Consider the following 17725-nt stretch of genomic DNA (forward strand, 5'->3'; position numbering starts at 1 on the left):
AAATAGAAAAAGAGCAAAGAATAAAGAGAAAAGACGCAAGACTTTAAATTTTAAACATTGAACATAAGTATATGAATTTTTCAGCAATAGAGTGGAGTCCATCAATAGGAATCGATTTAGGTTTTTTTGTAATTCGTTGGTATAGTTTAATGTTTGTTGCCGCTTTTTTATTAGGTCTACACTTAATGAAAAAAATATATGTAGAAGATAAAATACCTAAAGAAAAGTTAGATACATTATTTATGTATGTTTTTATTTCGATGTTAATTGGAATGCGTTTGGGAGATGTTTTCTTTTATAGTTGGGACTATTACCAAAATCATTTATTAGAAATATTTTTACCTATAAAAGAAAGTGCAAACGACTCTTTATTTGGGTTTATTAAAGGTTGGAAATTTACTGGATTCACTGGTTTTGCGAGTCATGGAGCAGCCATTGGTATTCCTATTGCTATGTATTTTTACGCAAAAAAACACTTGCATAAACCTTGGCTTTTTATTTTAGATAGATTGGCAATTATGGTTGCTTTAGCTGGTTTCTTTATTAGAACTGGTAATTTTATGAATTCAGAAATTGTTGGGAAAGCAACAGGAACTGATTTTGGTGTAATTTTTAAAAATAATGCTGAAGATTTAGCAAGACACCCAACTCAATTATATGAAGCTTTTAGTTATTTAATCTTATTTTTTGTAATGTGGTATTTGTATTGGAAAACCGATAAAAAAGAAAAAACTGGGTTCTTATTTGGCTTGTTCTTTGCAGTTTTATGGTCTTTAAGATTCGTCATAGAATTTTTAAAAGAACCACAAGTTCAAGAAAGAGGAGAAGAATGGTTCTTTAGTCCTTTAAACACTGGTCAAGTATTGAGTATTCCTTTAGTTTTAATAGGGTTGTGGTTAATGTTTAGAAAAACAAAAAACTCAGAGAAAATAGCCTAATGGAAAAATTAAAAGAAAGATGGGACATAGAAAGCAATTGGGCTATCGTTGCTATTTTTATTGTCTTTGCAATTAATGGATCTTTTGCAGCTTGGGTTGCAAAACCTATTACAGCTTTTTTAGGATTATCAACAGAAACTATGAGCCCTTGGTTTTATTATCCGTTAAGAATTTTATTAATTTTTCCAGTTTATCAACTTACTTTACCAATTGTAGGTTGGCTTTTTGGTCAATTTAAATTCTTTTGGGCTTTCGAGAAAAAGTTTTTAGGCAGATTAGGATTGGGTTTTTTATTTAAAGAAAATAACTAAACGTCAATAATAGTCGTTTTTTCTGTAGTAGTATTTTCATCAGTTTCAATAGTTTCTTTTTGAATTATATAGGTGTAAATCCACATAATTGTAAAAGTTGGAATAATATCTAAAGGAAGAATTTCTTCTAAAAAACTCACAATACCTGCAATTTTACCTTTGGTACCTTTGTACATTTTAGTCATTACATAACCAGAAATTGGTGCCCAAGCTAAATCTAATAAAGGAATAGGTATAAAACCGATAATATCTAAAACAATACTTAATCCTAATTTTTTATATTTTTTATTCATATTTATAGGTATTCAAAATTCCTGCCAAAAATTAATTTGGTGCTACAGAAAATAGTAAGTTTGTTAAAAGTAAGAAATCAAAAATGAATTTTAAAAATTTTACTGATAAAATAGAAGATTTTAAAAATGTTGAATTAGGAGGTTTAGATGCTCAATTTAAAATGGCACCAAAACTTAGATTACAATATAATAAAGATAAAATTGCAGCAAATAAGCCAAGAAAAGCAGCAGTTTTGGCATTATTTTATCCGAATAAAAAAAATGAAACGACCTTACTTTTAACTCAAAGACCAAGTTATAAAGGCATACATTCTGCTCAAATAAGTTTTCCAGGAGGAAAAGCAGAAAAAACAGATGGAAATTTAAAAGAAACAGCTTTAAGAGAAACGTTTGAAGAAGTTGGTGTGCAAACTTCATCGATAAAAATAATTAGAGAATTAACAGATGTTTACATTCCTCCAAGTAATTTTTTAGCAACTCCTTTTTTAGGGTTTATTGATAAAAAACCCGCATTTATTTTAAACCATGAAGTTGCAAATACTATTGAGATTTTAGTGAGCGATTTGCTAAATGAAAATAATATTACCACTGTTAATTTAACAACATCATACATGAAAAATATAGACGTGCCTTGTTTTAAGATTGATGATCATATAATTTGGGGAGCAACAGGTATGATGCTTTCAGAAATTAAAGAACTCTTAAAATAGCAAGTTCACAAATAGTTTTGTAATTTTGTTAACAAATCAAGTAAAAAGCCTATAAATGCCCTTATTTAAGACAAATCCTTTTGGTCACTATTTATTCTTAAAAAAATGGATTATCCGTTTTTTTGGAGTGGTTTCACATGGTCGATATCAAAATTTTAACAATCTTAAAATTGAAGGTTCACAAATATTGAGAAATTTACCAGAAAGAAATGTACTTTTTATATCTAATCATCAAACCTATTTTGCAGATGTTGCAGCCATGTTTCATGTTTTTAATGCTGCTTTAAAAGGTAGAGATGATACAATTAAAAATATTGGTTATATATGGCAGCCAAAATTGAATTTTTATTTTGTTGCTGCTGGAGAAACAATGCGTTCTGGATTATTGCCAAAAATATTTGCCTATGCAGGTTCTGTTTCTATTGATAGAACTTGGAGAAGTGCTGGTCAAGATGTAAAAAGACAAGTTAAAAATTCTGATATATCTAATATTGGTAAAGCCATTAATGATGGTTGGGTTGTAACATTTCCACAAGGAACAACAACGCCTTTTAAACCCATTAGAAGAGGAACTGCACATATTATTAAAACATACAAACCAATTGTTGTACCAGTTGTAATTGATGGTTTTAGACGTTCTTTTGATAAAAAAGGTTTACGTATTAAAAGAAAAAACGTATTACAATCTATGGTGATAAAAGAGCCTTTAGAGATTGATTACGAAAACGAAGATATTGCAGATATTGTCACAAAAATAGAATATGCTATTGAGCAACATCCATCTTTTTTAAAGGTGCTTTCTCCAGAAGATGCTGAAGAATACATTAAAGAAGAAGAAGAATTAAACAAGAAAAGAGAGTTTTGGAGTTAATATTACTTCACTAAAAATAACTAAAAACATCCAAATTTTGGATGTTTTTTTATGAAGTTAATTTAAAAAATCTCTAAATTATTTTTTGTAATTCACTAAAATCATCAATTATAACATCGGCATTTTTTAAAGTTTGGTCTGCAGCCATCGGATTTTTATACCCAATAACGAAAATGCCAGCATCGTTTGCGGCTTTAATTCCATTATCTGAATCTTCAATAACGATGCAATTCTCTTTAGATGTTTTTCCTAAAAGTGCAGCTTTTTCAAAAATTTCAGGATGTGGTTTTGATGCAGTTAAATCTGCACCAGAAATTTTAGCCGTAAAATATGGGTTTAAATTAAATCTATTAAAAACTCTATCAATATTTACCATTGCTGATGAAGAAGCTAAAACCAACGTTAAACCTTTGTTGTAACAATGTTTAATTAAATCCTCAACATCTTTTACCAAGTGCAAGGTTGGGTCGTTTTCAAAGAAATTTACATATCGTTTTCTTTTATTTAAAACGAGTTCTTCAGGATTTAAATCCAACTTAAAATGAGCGACTAATTTTTGAAATGCATTAATAGTGGATGAACCTGTGAGCGATTTATAAAGTTCATCAGAAACATCAACTCCAATTGAAATAAAGGTTTCATAATAGGCTTTTTTATGAATTTCTTCAGAGTCTATAATAACGCCATCCATATCAAATATTACACATTTTATTTCTGTAGGTATTTTCATTTTATTTTTTTTATTTGAAAACTTATTCATTAATTCTCTTTGATCTATTTTCTAAAAAAATATCAATCTAAAAATTTAGCTTTTAATTCTGGAGTTGGAATCACACAACTTTCTTTTTTACCAAACCATTTATACCTGTTTTTTGCAATAAAATCGTACACAAAATCTCTAAAACTTTCTGGGAAAAGCAACCCAATTTGAGTAAGTTGCCAAAGTCCGCCAAAATCTTTCATCACTTTTAAAGCTGCTGTAGATTTTAGGTAGTAAGCAACACCAGGTTCATATAAAATAATAGAATCTACTTTAGTGGTATTTATATGTAAATATTCTGTAATTTTTTTACCAGCTTCAGATTGTAATGCAGCAAAAATAAAGGTATTTTTTTGATCGTATTTTATCACTTTTAAAACAGCATTATTGCACAAATTACAAACACCATCAAAAAGAATTAGTTTTTTAGTTTTAGGAATCTCAATCATTTTAAGGCTTAAAGAGTAGAAAACAAAATTAATGTATCTTTTTTTAAAATTGATGTAACAAAAACTATTTGTTGTCGTCTTATGTTTGTATTCGAGTTTATTAATTCCTTTTAACAAAAAATTAATAATCGCTATCAATAGCAATCAATACTTTTATAGTAAAATTAACCAAACGAATGATTAGAATAGAAAAACTTCACAAATCTTATCCTATAGGAAAAGATTCTTTGCACGTATTAAAGGGAATTGATTTACACATAAAAGAAGGCGAATTTGTTTCTATTATGGGTTCTTCTGGTTCAGGAAAATCTACTTTATTAAATATAGTTGGTTTGTTAGATATTCATGATGAAGGTGATTATTACTTAAATGGTCAACTTATTAAAGATATGAATGAGAAGAAGGCAGCTTTATTAAGAAACAAGTTTTTAGGATTTGTTTTCCAATCATTCAATTTAATATCTTACAAAACAGCTTTAGAAAATGTAGCTCTTCCTCTTTATTATAAAGGAATGGCTAGAAAAGAGCGTTTAAGTGTTGCTTTAGATTATTTAGAGAAAGTAGGTTTAAAAGAATGGGCAAATCATTTACCAAACGAACTTTCTGGAGGTCAAAAACAACGTGTTGCCATTGCAAGAGCATTAGTTACGAAACCAAAAGTTGTTTTAGCTGATGAGCCTACAGGAGCCTTAGATTCTACAACTACGGATAACGTAATGGATTTGTTAAAAGATATTAATAATGAAGGCATGACTGTTTTTGTTATTACGCACGAAGAAGAAGTAGCAGAACAAACCAAAAGAATAGTACGCTTAAAAGATGGAGTAATTATTAGTGATGAGTATACTAATGCTGAAAAATTACCAAACGCAACAAAAGCAATTTAATTATGTTTGATTTAGATCGCTGGAGAGAAATTTTTCAAAGTATCAATAAAAACAGATTACGTTCTGTAATGTCTGGTTTTACAGTTGCTTTTGCAATTTTATTATTCACTTTATTATTTGGAGTTGTAAGTGGTTTAAGTAATTCATTTACAAGTGCTTTTAGTGATGATGCTCAAAACTCAATGTTTGTTCGTGTATGGAAAACATCTATGCCTTATAAAGGTTTACAGACAGGTAGAACAGTTCAATTGAAAAACGATGATTATAATTTTGTTACTGAAGAGTATGAGAGCAAAATACAATATCAATCTGCAAGAATTTATAAAAATTTTACGTTAAAATACAAAAATGAAGCAAGTTCTTATAGTGTAAGAGCTGTAAATCCAGATCATCAATTTTTGGAAAAAACAATCATAGATGAAGGAAGATATTTAAACGAAAGGGATTTAAAGGAAAAATCTAAAGTTATTGTAATCGGTAGATTAATAAAAAAAGATTTATTTGGCGAAAAACCAGCTTTAGGCAAAAGACTTAATGTGAATGGTAGTTCTTATTTAATTATTGGTGTTTTTTCTGATGAAGGTGGTGATAATGAAGAAAGGCTAGCGTATATACCAGTTACAACAGCACAAATGATGTATGGAAATAATGATTATATAAGCCAAATAAATTTGGGTTATAATCCTAATCTAAGTTTAGATGCAGCAATTGCTTTTGGGAATCAAATGGAACGTGATATGCGTAAAAGACTGAACATTCATCCTGATGATCAAAGTGCTCTTTCAGTTAGAAATATGGCAGAGGCAAATAAAGGAGTTGGTCAATTTATGGGAATTTTATATGCTATTGTAATTCTAGTGGGGTCAGGAACTTTAATTGCAGGTATTATAGGTATTTCTAACATTATGATTTTTGTAATTAAAGAACGTACTAAAGAATTTGGTATTCGTAAAGCTTTAGGAGCAAAACCATCCTCTATTGTTGGTATGGTTGTCCAGGAATCTGTATTAATAACTACAATTGCAGGGTACTTAGGGCTTTCTTTAGGAACTTATATTTTAAGTTTAATTGGTAATAGTTTAGAGGAAGATTATTTTATAAAAGATCCAAGTGTAAGCACAGGTATTGTAATTGGAGCAACAGTTGTTTTAGTTTTATCAGGATTAATTGCTGGTTATTTACCTGCAAAAAGAGCAGCAAATATTAAACCAATTGTAGCATTAAGAGCAGATTAATTATGAAATTTTTATTTGATTCAGACACTTGGCAAGAAATTTACGGAAGTATTCGTAAAAATAAAGTAAGAACAGCAATTACAATTATTGGTGTTTTATGGGGAATATTTCTTTTAGTTGTTCTTTTAGGAGCTGCAAGAGGAATGGAAAATGGTTTTAATAAACTGTTTGGTAATTTTGCAACCAATAGTGTTTTTGTATGGACACAATCTACAGACACACCTTTTAAAGGTTTTCAAGAAGGCAGACGATTTAGTTTAAAAATGAATGATATTGAGGTTTTAAAATCTGAATATGCTAATGAAATTAGGTTGTTAGCACCAAGAAATCAAACCAATAACTTAATTATAAAAGATTTTAAATCTGGTAATTTTCAAGTAAGTGGAGATTATCCTGTATTAGATCAAATTCAGAAAAAACAATTATTATATGGCCGTTTCTTAAATGATAACGATATTTTAAATACAGCCAAAGTTACTGTTATTTCTGAAGATATGTACAAGCAACTGTTTGATATTGATGAAATGCCAATTGGTCAGTATATAAAAATAAACAGTATTGGATACCAAGTAATAGGTGTTTACAAACCTTCTAATACAATAGATTTTGATGGAGATTGTGCATACATTCCATTTTCAACTTTTAAAAAAGTATATAATACAGCCAATAGAGTAGATTGGATGATGATTACTGCCAATGAAGGTACAAACATCGAGCAAATGGAAAAAGATATTTTACTTACTCTAAAAGGTTTGCATAAAGTTCATCCAGATGATGAAAGAGCTTTTGGAAGCGTTAATCTAGGTAAAGAAATAGGAAAAGTTACAGGTTTCTTAACTGGAATGCAGTTTTTAACTTGGTTTGTAGGTATTGCAACTTTAATTGCAGGAGTTTTCGCAATCGGTAATATTTTATTGATTACAGTAAAAGAAAGAACGCAGGAAATAGGAATTAGAAGAGCTTTAGGTGCAACTCCTAAAAGTATTCGACAACAAATTATATTGGAATCTGTTTTTTTAACAACCATTGCAGGAATGCTGGGAATTATTTTCGGAAGTTTAATATTATTTATAATAGACTCCGCATTTGGACAAGGAGAAGATGCAGCACTTGTAAACCCAACAGTCGATATCCCAATAATTATAATAGCATTTGCCACTTTAATAGTGTTAGGAACTTTAATAGGATTAATTCCTGCACACATGGCAACAGTAGTAAGACCAATAGAAGCATTAAGAGAAGAATAAAATCAATCACAATTAACTAAATCATGAGTAAAAGATCAAAAATTATTTTAATTATAATTGCAATACTATTTGTTGTTGCATTAGTTTGGTTCGGAAAAAAGAACAAGAAAAGTATCATAGAATACGAAACTGAAACGCCTTTTAAAACTACAATCATTAAGAAAACAGTAGCAACAGGTAAAGTAACTCCTTTAGAAGAAATTGAAATTAAGCCACAAATTACAGGTATTATTGATAAAATAATGTTGTTAGAAGGTTCTAAAGTAAAAAAAGGAGATTTAATTGCTACTGTAAGAGTTGTACCTAATGAGCAATCTTTAATAAGTGCTAGAGGTAGAGTAGATAATATTAAATTGAACGTTGAAAACTCAGAAATTGCATACAAAAGAAATAAGAATTTATTTGATAAAGGTGTTATTTCTAAGCAAGAATTCGAACGTTTTGAATTAACATATAATCAAGCAAAGCAAGATTTACAAAATGCTCAAAACGATTATTTGATTATCAAAAAAGGTTCTGCAGGTTCAGGTGGTTCTGCTAATACAAATATTATGGCGCAAATGTCTGGAACTATTTTAGAAATTCCTGTAAAAGAAGGAGATCAAGTAATACAATCTAATAACTTTAATGCAGGAACTACAATCGCATCTATTGCAGATATGAGCAAGATGATTTTTGAAGGAAAGGTAGATGAGTCTGAAGTTGGTAAATTAGTAAGTGGTTCAGATATTGAAGTTTCAATCGGAGCTATTGAAGGTGTTAAATTTCCAGCTAAATTAAATTTTATCGCTCCAAAAGGAACAGAAGAAGGTGGTGCAGTTCAATTTAAAATAAAAGCAGATGTTTCTTTAAGTGATGATTATTTTATTAGAGCTGGCTATAGTGCAAACGCAGATATTGTTTTAGAAAAAAGAGATAGTGTTTTATCTGTAAAAGAAGCTGTTTTAAGATTCGATAAAAAAACAGAGGAGCCTTATGTTGAGGTAAAACAAGCAGATGGTACTTTTAAAAATGTAACTCTAAAATTAGGAACTTCAGATGGAGTAAACGTAGAAATTTTAGAAGGCGTTACTATAGACGATCAAATAAAAATTTGGAACAAAGCGTCTAAAGATGGTAAGAAAATTGATGATTAATGAGTAAATAATCTTAATCGAGAAGGTTTTTAATATAAAAAGGAATTCAATTTATTTTGAGTTCCTTTTTTGTTGTTATTAATTTATAAAATTAGACTTAAAGAGTATTTAACAACATATAATAAGGAAATTAAATTTTAAACCTTATTACCACCAAACCAAAAAGAATTTTTCAATTTCTCCATTGGCTTTTTTAAGCCAGCAAAGAGGAGAAAAATCTCGTGCTAAATACTCATCAGATTTTTCTTTGAATTGAAAAAAGGTAAGCCAATCCACATTTTCATGCGGAATTACCAGCCAATCTTTTTTAATTGGAATGTAAAATTTAGAATCAGAAAAACGTTCTAATTCCTTTGTATTGATAAAAAAACCAACAAGACAATCTTTATTTATTGACGTAAATTCAATATTTAATTTAGAAAACGGAACAAATAATTGTGCTTTAAAATATACCTGTTGCTCAATGTTGTCAATATTTAAATTGATGGTTTTTAAATAAGATTTACATTCCTTAGAGTAGAGAAGAGGTAGCTGTTTTTCTTTAAGCTTTGTTAGTTTTTCAAACAGAGAATCTTTTTTATTAGGTCCAATAAAATGCTCTATTTCAGTGTTACCTATGGAAGTATCATACACATAAAATTTATAAATAATTTCTAAATGAATTGGTTTTTGATCTTTTAGAAGGATACAATCCAATTCACCCAAAGTTCTTTTTTCTTTTTGAATTTGAACATTTTCACATAAAACAGTAATATTATTTTCTTGCGCTAGTTGATAAGAAACAAAACGTTCTATATATTTTCCAAGTCTTAATTTTTCATCAATGTCAATATTTACTTTTGATGATTTCTCCTCAATTTTAAATTGATGTAAGTCAAAAACAACGCTGCTCTTCCACAAACAATTTGTTTGTAAAAATCCATCATATCTTTTTTGAATATCTTTTGTTTTTTGGTGCATATCAAAATCGAAGTTACAAATCTATTTTGTAAATTGAACTTTTAAATTCCTTATAAATGCAGATAGAAAAATCAACATTTCAATTCTTAAAAAATTTACAAAAAAATAATGACAGAGATTGGTTTGCAGAACATAAACCTACATATGAAAAAGCAAAGGAAAATTCAAAAGAAGTATTTACAGCTATTCATCATAAATTACAAAACCATGATGAAATAGAAAAATCGAAAATGATGCGTATTTATAGAGACGTTCGTTTTTCTAAAGATAAAACACCATACAAAGCACATTTTGCAAATTCATATTCTAGATTAGGAAAAGAATTAAGAGGAGGTTATTTTTTAAGAATAAGGCCAGGAGAATCTTTTTTAGCTGGTGGATTTTGGGAACCAAGCAAAGACGATTTATTCAGAATTAGAAAAGAAATTGAACAAGATTCCTCAGAAATTAGAGCAATTTTAGACCATGCAGCTTACAAAAAACATTTTGGAGGAACTTTCGAAAGTTTCAGCGAATTAAAAACAGCACCAAGAGGTTTTGATAAGGAACACCCAGATGTAGACTTATTACGCAAAAAAGGATTTATTGCCACTAAGAACTTTACAGATGCAGAAGTTTTATCACCAAATTTTATAGATAAAGTTGATGAAAGCTATAAAGCACTAAGACCTTTCTTTGATTTATTTAGCGATATTTTAACGACGAATTTAAATGGCGAGAAAATGGTTTAAAATTTCAAAGTTGTTTCCCCCTAAAGTTGAAAAAAAGTATTTTTTTTTATTTTCACTAACCACTAACCACTAACCACTAACCACTAACCACTAACCACTAACCACTAACCACCTTTAAATTCTTCTTAACTTCATCCCTTAACACCAAAACTGTAATAATTGTAGATAAAATATCGGCAATGGGAAAAGACCACCAAACACCAGCAACTCCATAGTATTTAGGTAAAATATAAGCTAAAGGAATTAAGAAAATTCCTTGTTTTAAAAGTGTTAAAATTAAAGCAGGAAAAGCTTTTCCTGCAGCTTGAAAATAAGCAGATCCAATTAATTGCATGGTAACAATTGGTGTTACTAAAAATACAATTAACATGGCATTTGGAGTTTCGCTTAATAAAGTTTCATCATTGGTAAAAACCCAAATAATTTGTTCTTTAAAAATTACAATCCCTATAAAAATTACAGTTCCTAAAATAGAACCAAAATAAATCGATTTTTTTATAATTTCCTTAACACGTTCGTTTTTATTGGCTCCAATATTAAAGCCAGCTACAGGTAAAAAACCTTGAGAAACTCCTAGAACTGGAGATAGAGCAAACATCATTACTCGATTTATAATCCCGAATATGGATATTGAAATTTCTCCTCCATATGTAAAAAGTGAGTAATTTAAAACAATCATTAAAACACTAATGGCACCTTGTCTAACAATTGTAACTCCTCCTAAAGCAATAATTTCTCTAACAATTTTAAAATCTAATTTAAAGTTTTTTGGTAAAATTTTAAGTTCACTTTTACTCGATAAAAAGAAATATAATATATACAAACCACAACTCGCATAAGAAATTGAGGTTGCCAAACCAGCACCTGTCATTCCCCAATCGAAAAATTTAATAAAAATTACATCTAAAATAATGTTTAATACAGCAGGAATCATCATTGCATACATGGCAAATTTTGGTTTTCCTTCTGCTCTAATTACAGGATTTCCCATCATTGCAAAAGCCAAAAACGGTACACCATAAATTACCACTGCAAAATAATCGGACGCAATTGGTAAAATATCGCCTTTTGCACCAAATAAATTTAAGATTGGCACACTAAAAAAGTTGCCCAATAAGACAAAAATAATTGCTAAAATAAGTGTTAAACAAATCTGATTTCCAAAAGTTAAAAATGCCTTTTCAGTTTTATCTGCGCCTAAAGCTCTTGATATTATCGAGCTTCCTCCAATTCCAATTCCCATTCCAATAGAGGATATTAAGAATGCAATTGGTAACACCACAGTAATTGCTGCAATTGCCAAAACACCAATCCATTGACCAACAAAAATGGTGTCAACAATCATATTTAAAGACATTACAAGAATTCCAATAGTTGCAGGAACTGCTTGTTTTATCAATAATTTACCGATTTTTTCGGTACCTAATTCGTTTGCTAATTTTGCCATAAGAAGATGCAAATATCAGCATTAATAAATTTTTAAAGGAATTCTATCATCAATATTTGTTATAGAAAAATTAAAATTTTTAAATTTGTTTAAATTGATAAAAATGAAGAACGCTTTTACGTTAACAATTACAGTTTTACCTGAAGATATAGACACTTTGCATCATGTAAATAATTTAGTGTATGTAAAATGGATGGATAAAATTGCAACGACTCATTGGGATTTTTTGACTAAAGACAATCCTTTACCACAATATATTTGGGTGGTTATGAGGCACGAAATCGATTATTTAAAACAAGCTACTTTAGGTGATGAAATTGTGGTAAAAACGTGGGTTGGTGAAACTAAAGGAATCACCTCTGTGCGTTTTATGGAGTTTTATAAAAAGGATGTTTTATTAGTAAAAGCAAAAACAGTTTGGGCAATGTTACATGCAGAAACTTTTAAACCAACCAGAATAAGAGAGGATGTTTTAAATGTTTTACTGCCAGAAAATTAGACACTAATTTTATTAAATTCAATAAAAAGTATTTTAGATCTATTAAAGAAATTAAATTAAGAATTAAAGTGTTTTATTTTTATGAAATTTTGCTTTTTTTGAATTTGTTTAATTTTGTGTTATTAAACTTTAATAAAAGTATCTTTGCAAAAAATTAAAAACAATGTCAACATTTGCTGCATTAGGAATTCGTAAAGAATATATACAATCGATTAAAGAAATAGGTATTTCTAAACCTTCAGAAATTCAAGAAAAAGCGATTCCTATTTTATTAAATTCTAAAACCGATTTTATTGGTTTAGCACAAACAGGTACAGGAAAAACAGCTGCTTTTGGTTTGCCTGTTTTACATCAAATTGATGCAAATTCTCCTCATATTCAAGCTTTAATTTTATCGCCAACAAGAGAATTGGTGCAACAAATTAAAAAACAACTCTTTAAGTTTACAAAATATGTTGATGAAAAAATATTTTTAGAAGCTGTTTTTGGTGGTGAAAAAATTGATAGACAAATTGGTAATTTAAAAAGAACAACACATATTGTTGTAGCAACTCCTGGAAGATTAATCGATTTAATAGAACGTGGAGATATTGATATTAGTCATGTAAATACGGTTATTTTAGATGAAGCTGATGAAATGTTGAGTATGGGTTTTAAACAAGATTTGAATAGAATCTTAAAATTCACGACTAAAAACGACAGAAATACTTGGTTATTTTCTGCAACAATGCCAGAAGAAATTAAGAAAATTGTAAAAACGTATATGGATGCAAATGCACCAAGAGTGGAAATTAATCCTAACTCTTTGGTGAATGAAAATATTCGTCATCAATTTATAAAAACTACGATTAAAGAAAAAACAGGTTTAATTATCAAGTTTATCGAAAAAAGAGGTGCACAAAGAGGTATTATTTTTTGTAGAACCAAGGCTGGAGCGCAAAATTTGGCTCATCAGTTAATTGAAGAAGGTTTTTCTGCTGCTGCTTTAGAAGGCGATATGCAACAAAAAGAACGTGATAAAGTAATGCGTGCTTTTAAAAATGAAAGTCTACAATATTTAATTTCTACAGATGTTTCTGCACGTGGAATTGATGTGAGAGATTTAGAGTTTGTAATTCATCATCAATTACCAGAACAAACAGATTATTACACTCATAGAAGTGGAAGAACTGCAAGAGCAGGAAAAACGGGGATTTCTTTAGCATTAGTTTTACCTTATGAATTGGAAAGAGTTCATGAACTTCAAAAAGAATTAAATATTAAATTTACGGAAGTTACAGTTTAAATGGAGTTTATTTATGTATTAGATATTCTTGGAACGTTTGCGTTTGCCATTAGTGGTGCTTTAGTGGCTTCTGATAAAAAGTTCGATTTATTTGGTGTGATTATCATTGCATTTGTTACTGCTATTGGTGGTGGAATGTTACGTGATGTTTTAATAAATGCACACCCCATTAATTGGATTGGCGATTTAAATTATTTATTTACAATTTTAGCGGCTGTAATTTTAACTTTTTTATTTAAAAGTAAGATTGCCTATTTAAGTAAAACGCTTTTTTTGTTTGATACTGTTGGTATAAGTGTTTTTACCTTGCTAGGTTTGCAAAAAGGACTTTTACTTGATTTGCACCCAATTGTTGCTTTAATCATGGGAATGATTTCTGCTGTTTTTGGTGGTGTTTTAAGAGATGTTTTAACCAATAAAGTTCCCTTAATTTTTGAAAAAGAAATTTATGCTTCTGCTTGTTTAGCTGGTGGAATCTCATATTTAATATTGGTTAAATTTAACGTGCCTAAAAATATAAACTTTGTAATTTCTGCATCAGTAATTATTTTTATTCGTTTAATTTCTGTGAAATTTCAATTACAATTGCCTAAAATTAATGATGATTTATTTGGGAAGTCATAAAAAAAGCGAAACTTTTAAGTTTCGCTTTTTTTTAGAATCATTTAATAACCTTACTCAACATCTTTTAATAATTCTCTAATAGAACGTAATAATTGTTGATCAATTCCATTATCAATTTGTCCAGGCATGTTTTTAACTTGAATGGTTGGTTCAGTTTGGTTGTTTTCCATCCATTCACCAGCTTTGTTTTTGGCACTTATAGGCACAACTCCCCAATAACCACCATTTTGTAAACCTTCCCAACCTGCAAAACTACAAGTTCCAGGAACTGGCATCCCAACTGTTTTTCCGATTTTTAAATCTGTATAACCTTGTGCATAACAATGTCCATCAGAATACATACTTTCATTAAAGATAGATAACGTTGGTTTTGTCCATCTACTTGTTGGTTCTCCACCAACAACTTTAGCTTCAGTTGCATACGTAATAAAAGGAACTCCTGTAAAAAACATTGCTAAATCTGCCACTAAATCTCCACCTCCATTAAATCGTGTATCTATAATTACCCCTTTTTTCTCAGAGTATTTACCCATCATATCTTGGTAAATACTTCTGTAAGGTCCATCTCCCATTCCTGGAATATGTACATAACCTAATTGTCCATTACTTTCTTTTTCAACTTCTTTTTCATTCATTTTAACCCATCTGTCATATAATAATCTACTTTCGGCACCTAAAGAAATTGGTTTTACTGTAATGGTTTGAGTTTTTTTAGTCTTCGGATTTTCAATTTCTAGCAACATAAATTTATCAGATTTTCTGTTTAAATATTTTGCTAAATCTTCATTTTTATCAATTGTAATTCCATCTATTTTTTTGATGATATTTCCTTTCTCAATCTTAAAACTCGCTTTATCTAAAGGACCTCCAATTAATATTTCATCAATTAAAATACCCTCTTCTTTAAAATCGAAATCATAAAAAATACCTAAAGAGGCAGTTTCATCAGGATTTGAAACACCACTTGCACTAAAACCAGCTCCTGAATGAGAAACGTTTAATTCGCCCAACATTTCCGATAACATTTCCGAAAATTCAAATCCATTAGAAATATGAGGTAGATATTTTTGATATTCCACTTTCATATTATTCCAATCAATTCCGTGAAAAGTAGGTTCGTAAAAAACTGCATTTGTTCTAATCCAAACATGATCGAACATTGCTTGTCTTTCTGCATATTCATCTAATAAAATTTCTCCCTTTATAGAAACACCTTTTTGTTTTTTTGTTTCAGGATCTAATTTTGTTATTTTTCCACTACTTAAAAGATACAAGTTTTTCATTTCCTTATCCCATTGTAAACTTCCATAATTGGTGTTTAATGGCATTAACATTTTAGTTTCTTTGGTACGTAAATTTGTACTCCAAAGATTCGATTTTCCTTCAAAACTTGATAAATAATATAAAAAATCGCCCTTTTTAGAAACAACAGCGTCCCCTAATTTAGAAGAATGAATGGTTAATCTTTTGGTTCTATCTTTCATAGTTTCCCAATCAAACTCTAATGTTTTTGTTGAATCTTTTTTGGTTTCCTTTTTATCTTTTTTAGAAGATTTTTTGTCATCTTTTTTGTCTTTTTCTTCTTTCTCTTTTTGCTTTTTTTCTTCTGCTTTAATAGCTTCCATTAATTTGTAATCTTCATCACTCAAATTAAACTCGTCCCAAGCATCTTGCGTAAAAAACATACTATACACATCAGACTGAGATTGCCCACTTGTAGCATACGATTTTAAGCCATTTCTGTTGCTAAACCACAACATTTGTTTTCCATTATTTATCCATTTTGGACTATAATCATAATAACCACTTTCGTTTAAATTAATTCTTTTTGAACCATCTGCAGCCATTAAAAGGACTTCACTATTGCTTAGAGTTTTACCCCAATCAACTAACAACCATTTGCTGTCAGGACTCCAAGTAAAATATTGATCTCCATCTCTCATGTGAAATAAATCTTTTGGCGTTAATAATGTGGTTTCTTTTTTAGAAGCGATGTCTAAAATTTTCAAGGTTCTTCTACCTTCAATAAATGCAATTTTTTTTCCATCAGGAGAATATTCTGCCAAATAATTATCAAGGTTATTATTGATTAATGGAGATTCCTTTAAAAGCGTAGAAGCATAGAAAAACGGTTCTTGTTTTCTTGTTTTTTCAGTTTTAAAAACGCTCCACTTTCCATTTCTTTCACTGCTATATATTACAGCATCACCTTTATGATTCCAAGAAACAAAACGTTCATTTTCTGGGGTATTGGTTATTCTTTTAGTAAAAGATTTATCGATTGACGTTACAAAAACTTCGCCTCTTGCAACAAAAGCAATTTCCTTTCCATTTGGAGAAACAGCCATTTCACTGATTCCTCCATTTACAGAAACAAATTTTTCTGTATTTTCTTTATCTTGAGTAATTATTTTTACGTTGATTTTTTTAGGAGCATCTCCTTCTTTCATCGTGTATAATTCTCCATCATAACCAAAAGAGATAATACCATTTGCAACACTTAAAAAACGTACAGGATGCAAACTAAAATCAGTTAATTTTTCAGTAGTATTGTTTTCTAAATTCATTCTATGAATGTTAAAAGAACCACTTCTTTCACTTAAAAAATACATGCTTTTTTCATCTTCACTAAAATACGGCTGTCTGTCTTCTGCTTTATGAGAAGTAATCATTTTATGCGAATTTGTGGTAGCATTATAATGCCAAATATCTCTAGCTATTGCAGATGTATGGTGTTTTCTCCATTCATTTTCTCCTCCTTTTTTATCATGATATAACATCGATTTTCCGTCTTTAGAAAACTGAACATCTTCTGCAGGAAATGTAAAAACTTGAGAAATTCTACCAGAATTTACAGGAACACTATACAATTCAGTTTGTGATCTATGAGGATATTGTCTGTGATTTACATCATCTTGTCTTAAGGCTCCAAAAACAATATTTTGGTCATCAGCAGAAAAAGAATAAGGAGTTTCATCATTAGAATGAAATGTTAATCTTGTAGCTGCTCCACCTTCAGAATTCATGACATAAATATCGAAATTTCCAAATCTGTTCGATGCAAACGCAATTTTAGAGCCATCTTTATTCCAAATGGCTTTGTAATCGTGAGCAGAATGATAGGTAAGTTGTGTTGCAGTTCCTCCATTTGCATTTACTTTGTACAAATCGCCTTTATAGGTAAAAGCAATTTGAGATCCATCTGGAGAAATTGAGGAATGTCTCATCCATTGAGGATTGTTTTGTGAATAAATAGCAATAGAAAATAGTGTAAAAAGTAAGGTTAGTTGTTTCATGTGTAAAATTTTTTGTCTAAATTAATGATTTAAAAATTATTAAAAT

Annotated in this window: 18 protein-coding genes; 12 read left to right on the forward strand and 6 right to left on the reverse strand. The window is 29.4% G+C overall.

Translation table 11 applies throughout. The features are described 5' to 3' along the window. Positions 1–71: 71 nt before the first annotated feature. Positions 72–938, forward strand: a complete 867-nt coding sequence (lgt, locus tag LPB03_RS01220; protein WP_065318290.1) for a prolipoprotein diacylglyceryl transferase — start codon at positions 72–74, stop codon at positions 936–938. Continuing rightward, positions 938–1249 carry a DUF6787 family protein gene (locus tag LPB03_RS01225; RefSeq protein WP_065318289.1) on the forward strand — a complete coding sequence of 104 codons (312 nt, stop codon included), beginning with the start codon at positions 938–940 and terminating at the stop codon, positions 1247–1249. Before lgt ends, LPB03_RS01225 begins: the two co-directional genes overlap by 1 nt. Here the strand turns inward: LPB03_RS01225 and LPB03_RS01230 are convergent. After that, complete coding sequence (locus LPB03_RS01230) at positions 1246–1542, reverse strand: hypothetical protein (RefSeq protein WP_065318288.1); 297 nt, start codon at positions 1540–1542, stop codon at positions 1246–1248. The two genes, LPB03_RS01225 and LPB03_RS01230, sit on opposite strands and share 4 nt — an antisense overlap. A gap of 83 nt (positions 1543–1625) precedes the next feature. On the opposite strand from LPB03_RS01230, the gene LPB03_RS01235 reads away from it, so the two are divergent. Further along, a complete protein-coding gene (locus LPB03_RS01235; protein WP_065318287.1) occupies positions 1626–2252 on the forward strand; it encodes an NUDIX hydrolase in 627 nt (208 codons plus the stop codon). 55 nt (positions 2253–2307) lie between these two features. Further along, the gene (locus LPB03_RS01240) at positions 2308–3123 is read left to right on the forward strand and encodes a lysophospholipid acyltransferase family protein (protein ID WP_065318286.1); all 816 of its coding nucleotides are present in this window, start codon (positions 2308–2310) and stop codon (positions 3121–3123) included. 73 nt (positions 3124–3196) lie between these two features. Here the strand turns inward: LPB03_RS01240 and LPB03_RS01245 are convergent, their stop codons facing one another. Then, on the reverse strand, positions 3197–3853 hold the full coding sequence (locus LPB03_RS01245; RefSeq protein WP_065318408.1) for an HAD family hydrolase: 657 nt from the start codon (positions 3851–3853) through the stop codon (positions 3197–3199). Between the two features lie 62 nt (positions 3854–3915). After that, on the reverse strand, positions 3916–4332 hold the full coding sequence (locus tag LPB03_RS01250) for a thiol-disulfide oxidoreductase DCC family protein (RefSeq protein WP_065318285.1): 417 nt from the start codon (positions 4330–4332) through the stop codon (positions 3916–3918). Positions 4333–4508: 176 nt separating this feature from the next. On the opposite strand from LPB03_RS01250, the gene LPB03_RS01255 reads away from it, so the two are divergent. Genes LPB03_RS01255 through LPB03_RS01270 form a run of 4 tightly spaced genes read left to right on the forward strand, consistent with a single transcriptional unit; the run spans position 4509 to position 8837 of the window. Further along, a complete protein-coding gene (locus tag LPB03_RS01255; RefSeq protein WP_065318284.1) occupies positions 4509–5219 on the forward strand; it encodes an ABC transporter ATP-binding protein in 711 nt (236 codons plus the stop codon). A gap of 2 nt (positions 5220–5221) precedes the next feature. Continuing rightward, the gene (locus tag LPB03_RS01260; protein WP_065318283.1) at positions 5222–6454 is read left to right on the forward strand and encodes an ABC transporter permease; all 1233 of its coding nucleotides are present in this window, start codon (positions 5222–5224) and stop codon (positions 6452–6454) included. 2 nt (positions 6455–6456) lie between these two features. Further along, positions 6457–7701 carry an ABC transporter permease gene (locus tag LPB03_RS01265; protein WP_065318282.1) on the forward strand — a complete coding sequence of 415 codons (1245 nt, stop codon included), beginning with the start codon at positions 6457–6459 and terminating at the stop codon, positions 7699–7701. Positions 7702–7724: 23 nt separating this feature from the next. Continuing rightward, positions 7725–8837 (forward strand): efflux RND transporter periplasmic adaptor subunit, encoded by a 1113-nt coding sequence (locus LPB03_RS01270; protein ID WP_065318281.1) that lies wholly within the window; start codon positions 7725–7727, stop codon positions 8835–8837. A gap of 147 nt (positions 8838–8984) precedes the next feature. On the opposite strand, the gene LPB03_RS01275 is transcribed toward LPB03_RS01270, so the two are convergent. Then, entirely contained in the window at positions 8985–9797 is an 813-nt protein-coding gene (locus tag LPB03_RS01275; RefSeq protein ID WP_065318280.1) for a DUF1853 family protein, read from the reverse strand. Between the two features lie 56 nt (positions 9798–9853). On the opposite strand from LPB03_RS01275, the gene LPB03_RS01280 reads away from it, so the two are divergent. Beyond that, entirely contained in the window at positions 9854–10528 is a 675-nt protein-coding gene (locus tag LPB03_RS01280; protein ID WP_065318279.1) for a DUF2461 domain-containing protein, read from the forward strand. A gap of 97 nt (positions 10529–10625) precedes the next feature. On the opposite strand, the gene LPB03_RS01285 is transcribed toward LPB03_RS01280, so the two are convergent. Continuing rightward, entirely contained in the window at positions 10626–11975 is a 1350-nt protein-coding gene (locus LPB03_RS01285; protein WP_065318278.1) for an MATE family efflux transporter, read from the reverse strand. A gap of 103 nt (positions 11976–12078) precedes the next feature. Here LPB03_RS01285 and LPB03_RS01290 point away from each other — a divergent pair, with 103 nt between their 5' ends. The 3 genes from LPB03_RS01290 (at position 12079) to LPB03_RS01300 (ending at position 14383) form a co-directional block, all read left to right on the forward strand. Beyond that, on the forward strand, positions 12079–12474 hold the full coding sequence (locus LPB03_RS01290; RefSeq protein ID WP_065318277.1) for an acyl-CoA thioesterase: 396 nt from the start codon (positions 12079–12081) through the stop codon (positions 12472–12474). Positions 12475–12637: 163 nt separating this feature from the next. Beyond that, positions 12638–13759, forward strand: coding sequence for a DEAD/DEAH box helicase (locus LPB03_RS01295; protein ID WP_065318276.1), 1122 nt, complete (start codon positions 12638–12640; stop codon positions 13757–13759). Further along, positions 13760–14383 carry a trimeric intracellular cation channel family protein gene (locus LPB03_RS01300; RefSeq protein WP_065318275.1) on the forward strand — a complete coding sequence of 208 codons (624 nt, stop codon included), beginning with the start codon at positions 13760–13762 and terminating at the stop codon, positions 14381–14383. Positions 14384–14433: 50 nt separating this feature from the next. On the opposite strand, the gene LPB03_RS01305 is transcribed toward LPB03_RS01300, so the two are convergent. Further along, positions 14434–17679 carry a S41 family peptidase gene (locus LPB03_RS01305; protein ID WP_065318274.1) on the reverse strand — a complete coding sequence of 1082 codons (3246 nt, stop codon included), beginning with the start codon at positions 17677–17679 and terminating at the stop codon, positions 14434–14436. Positions 17680–17725 lie beyond the last annotated feature (46 nt).

Source organism: Polaribacter vadi (assembly GCF_001761365.1).
Lineage (GTDB): Bacteria > Bacteroidota > Bacteroidia > Flavobacteriales > Flavobacteriaceae > Polaribacter > Polaribacter vadi.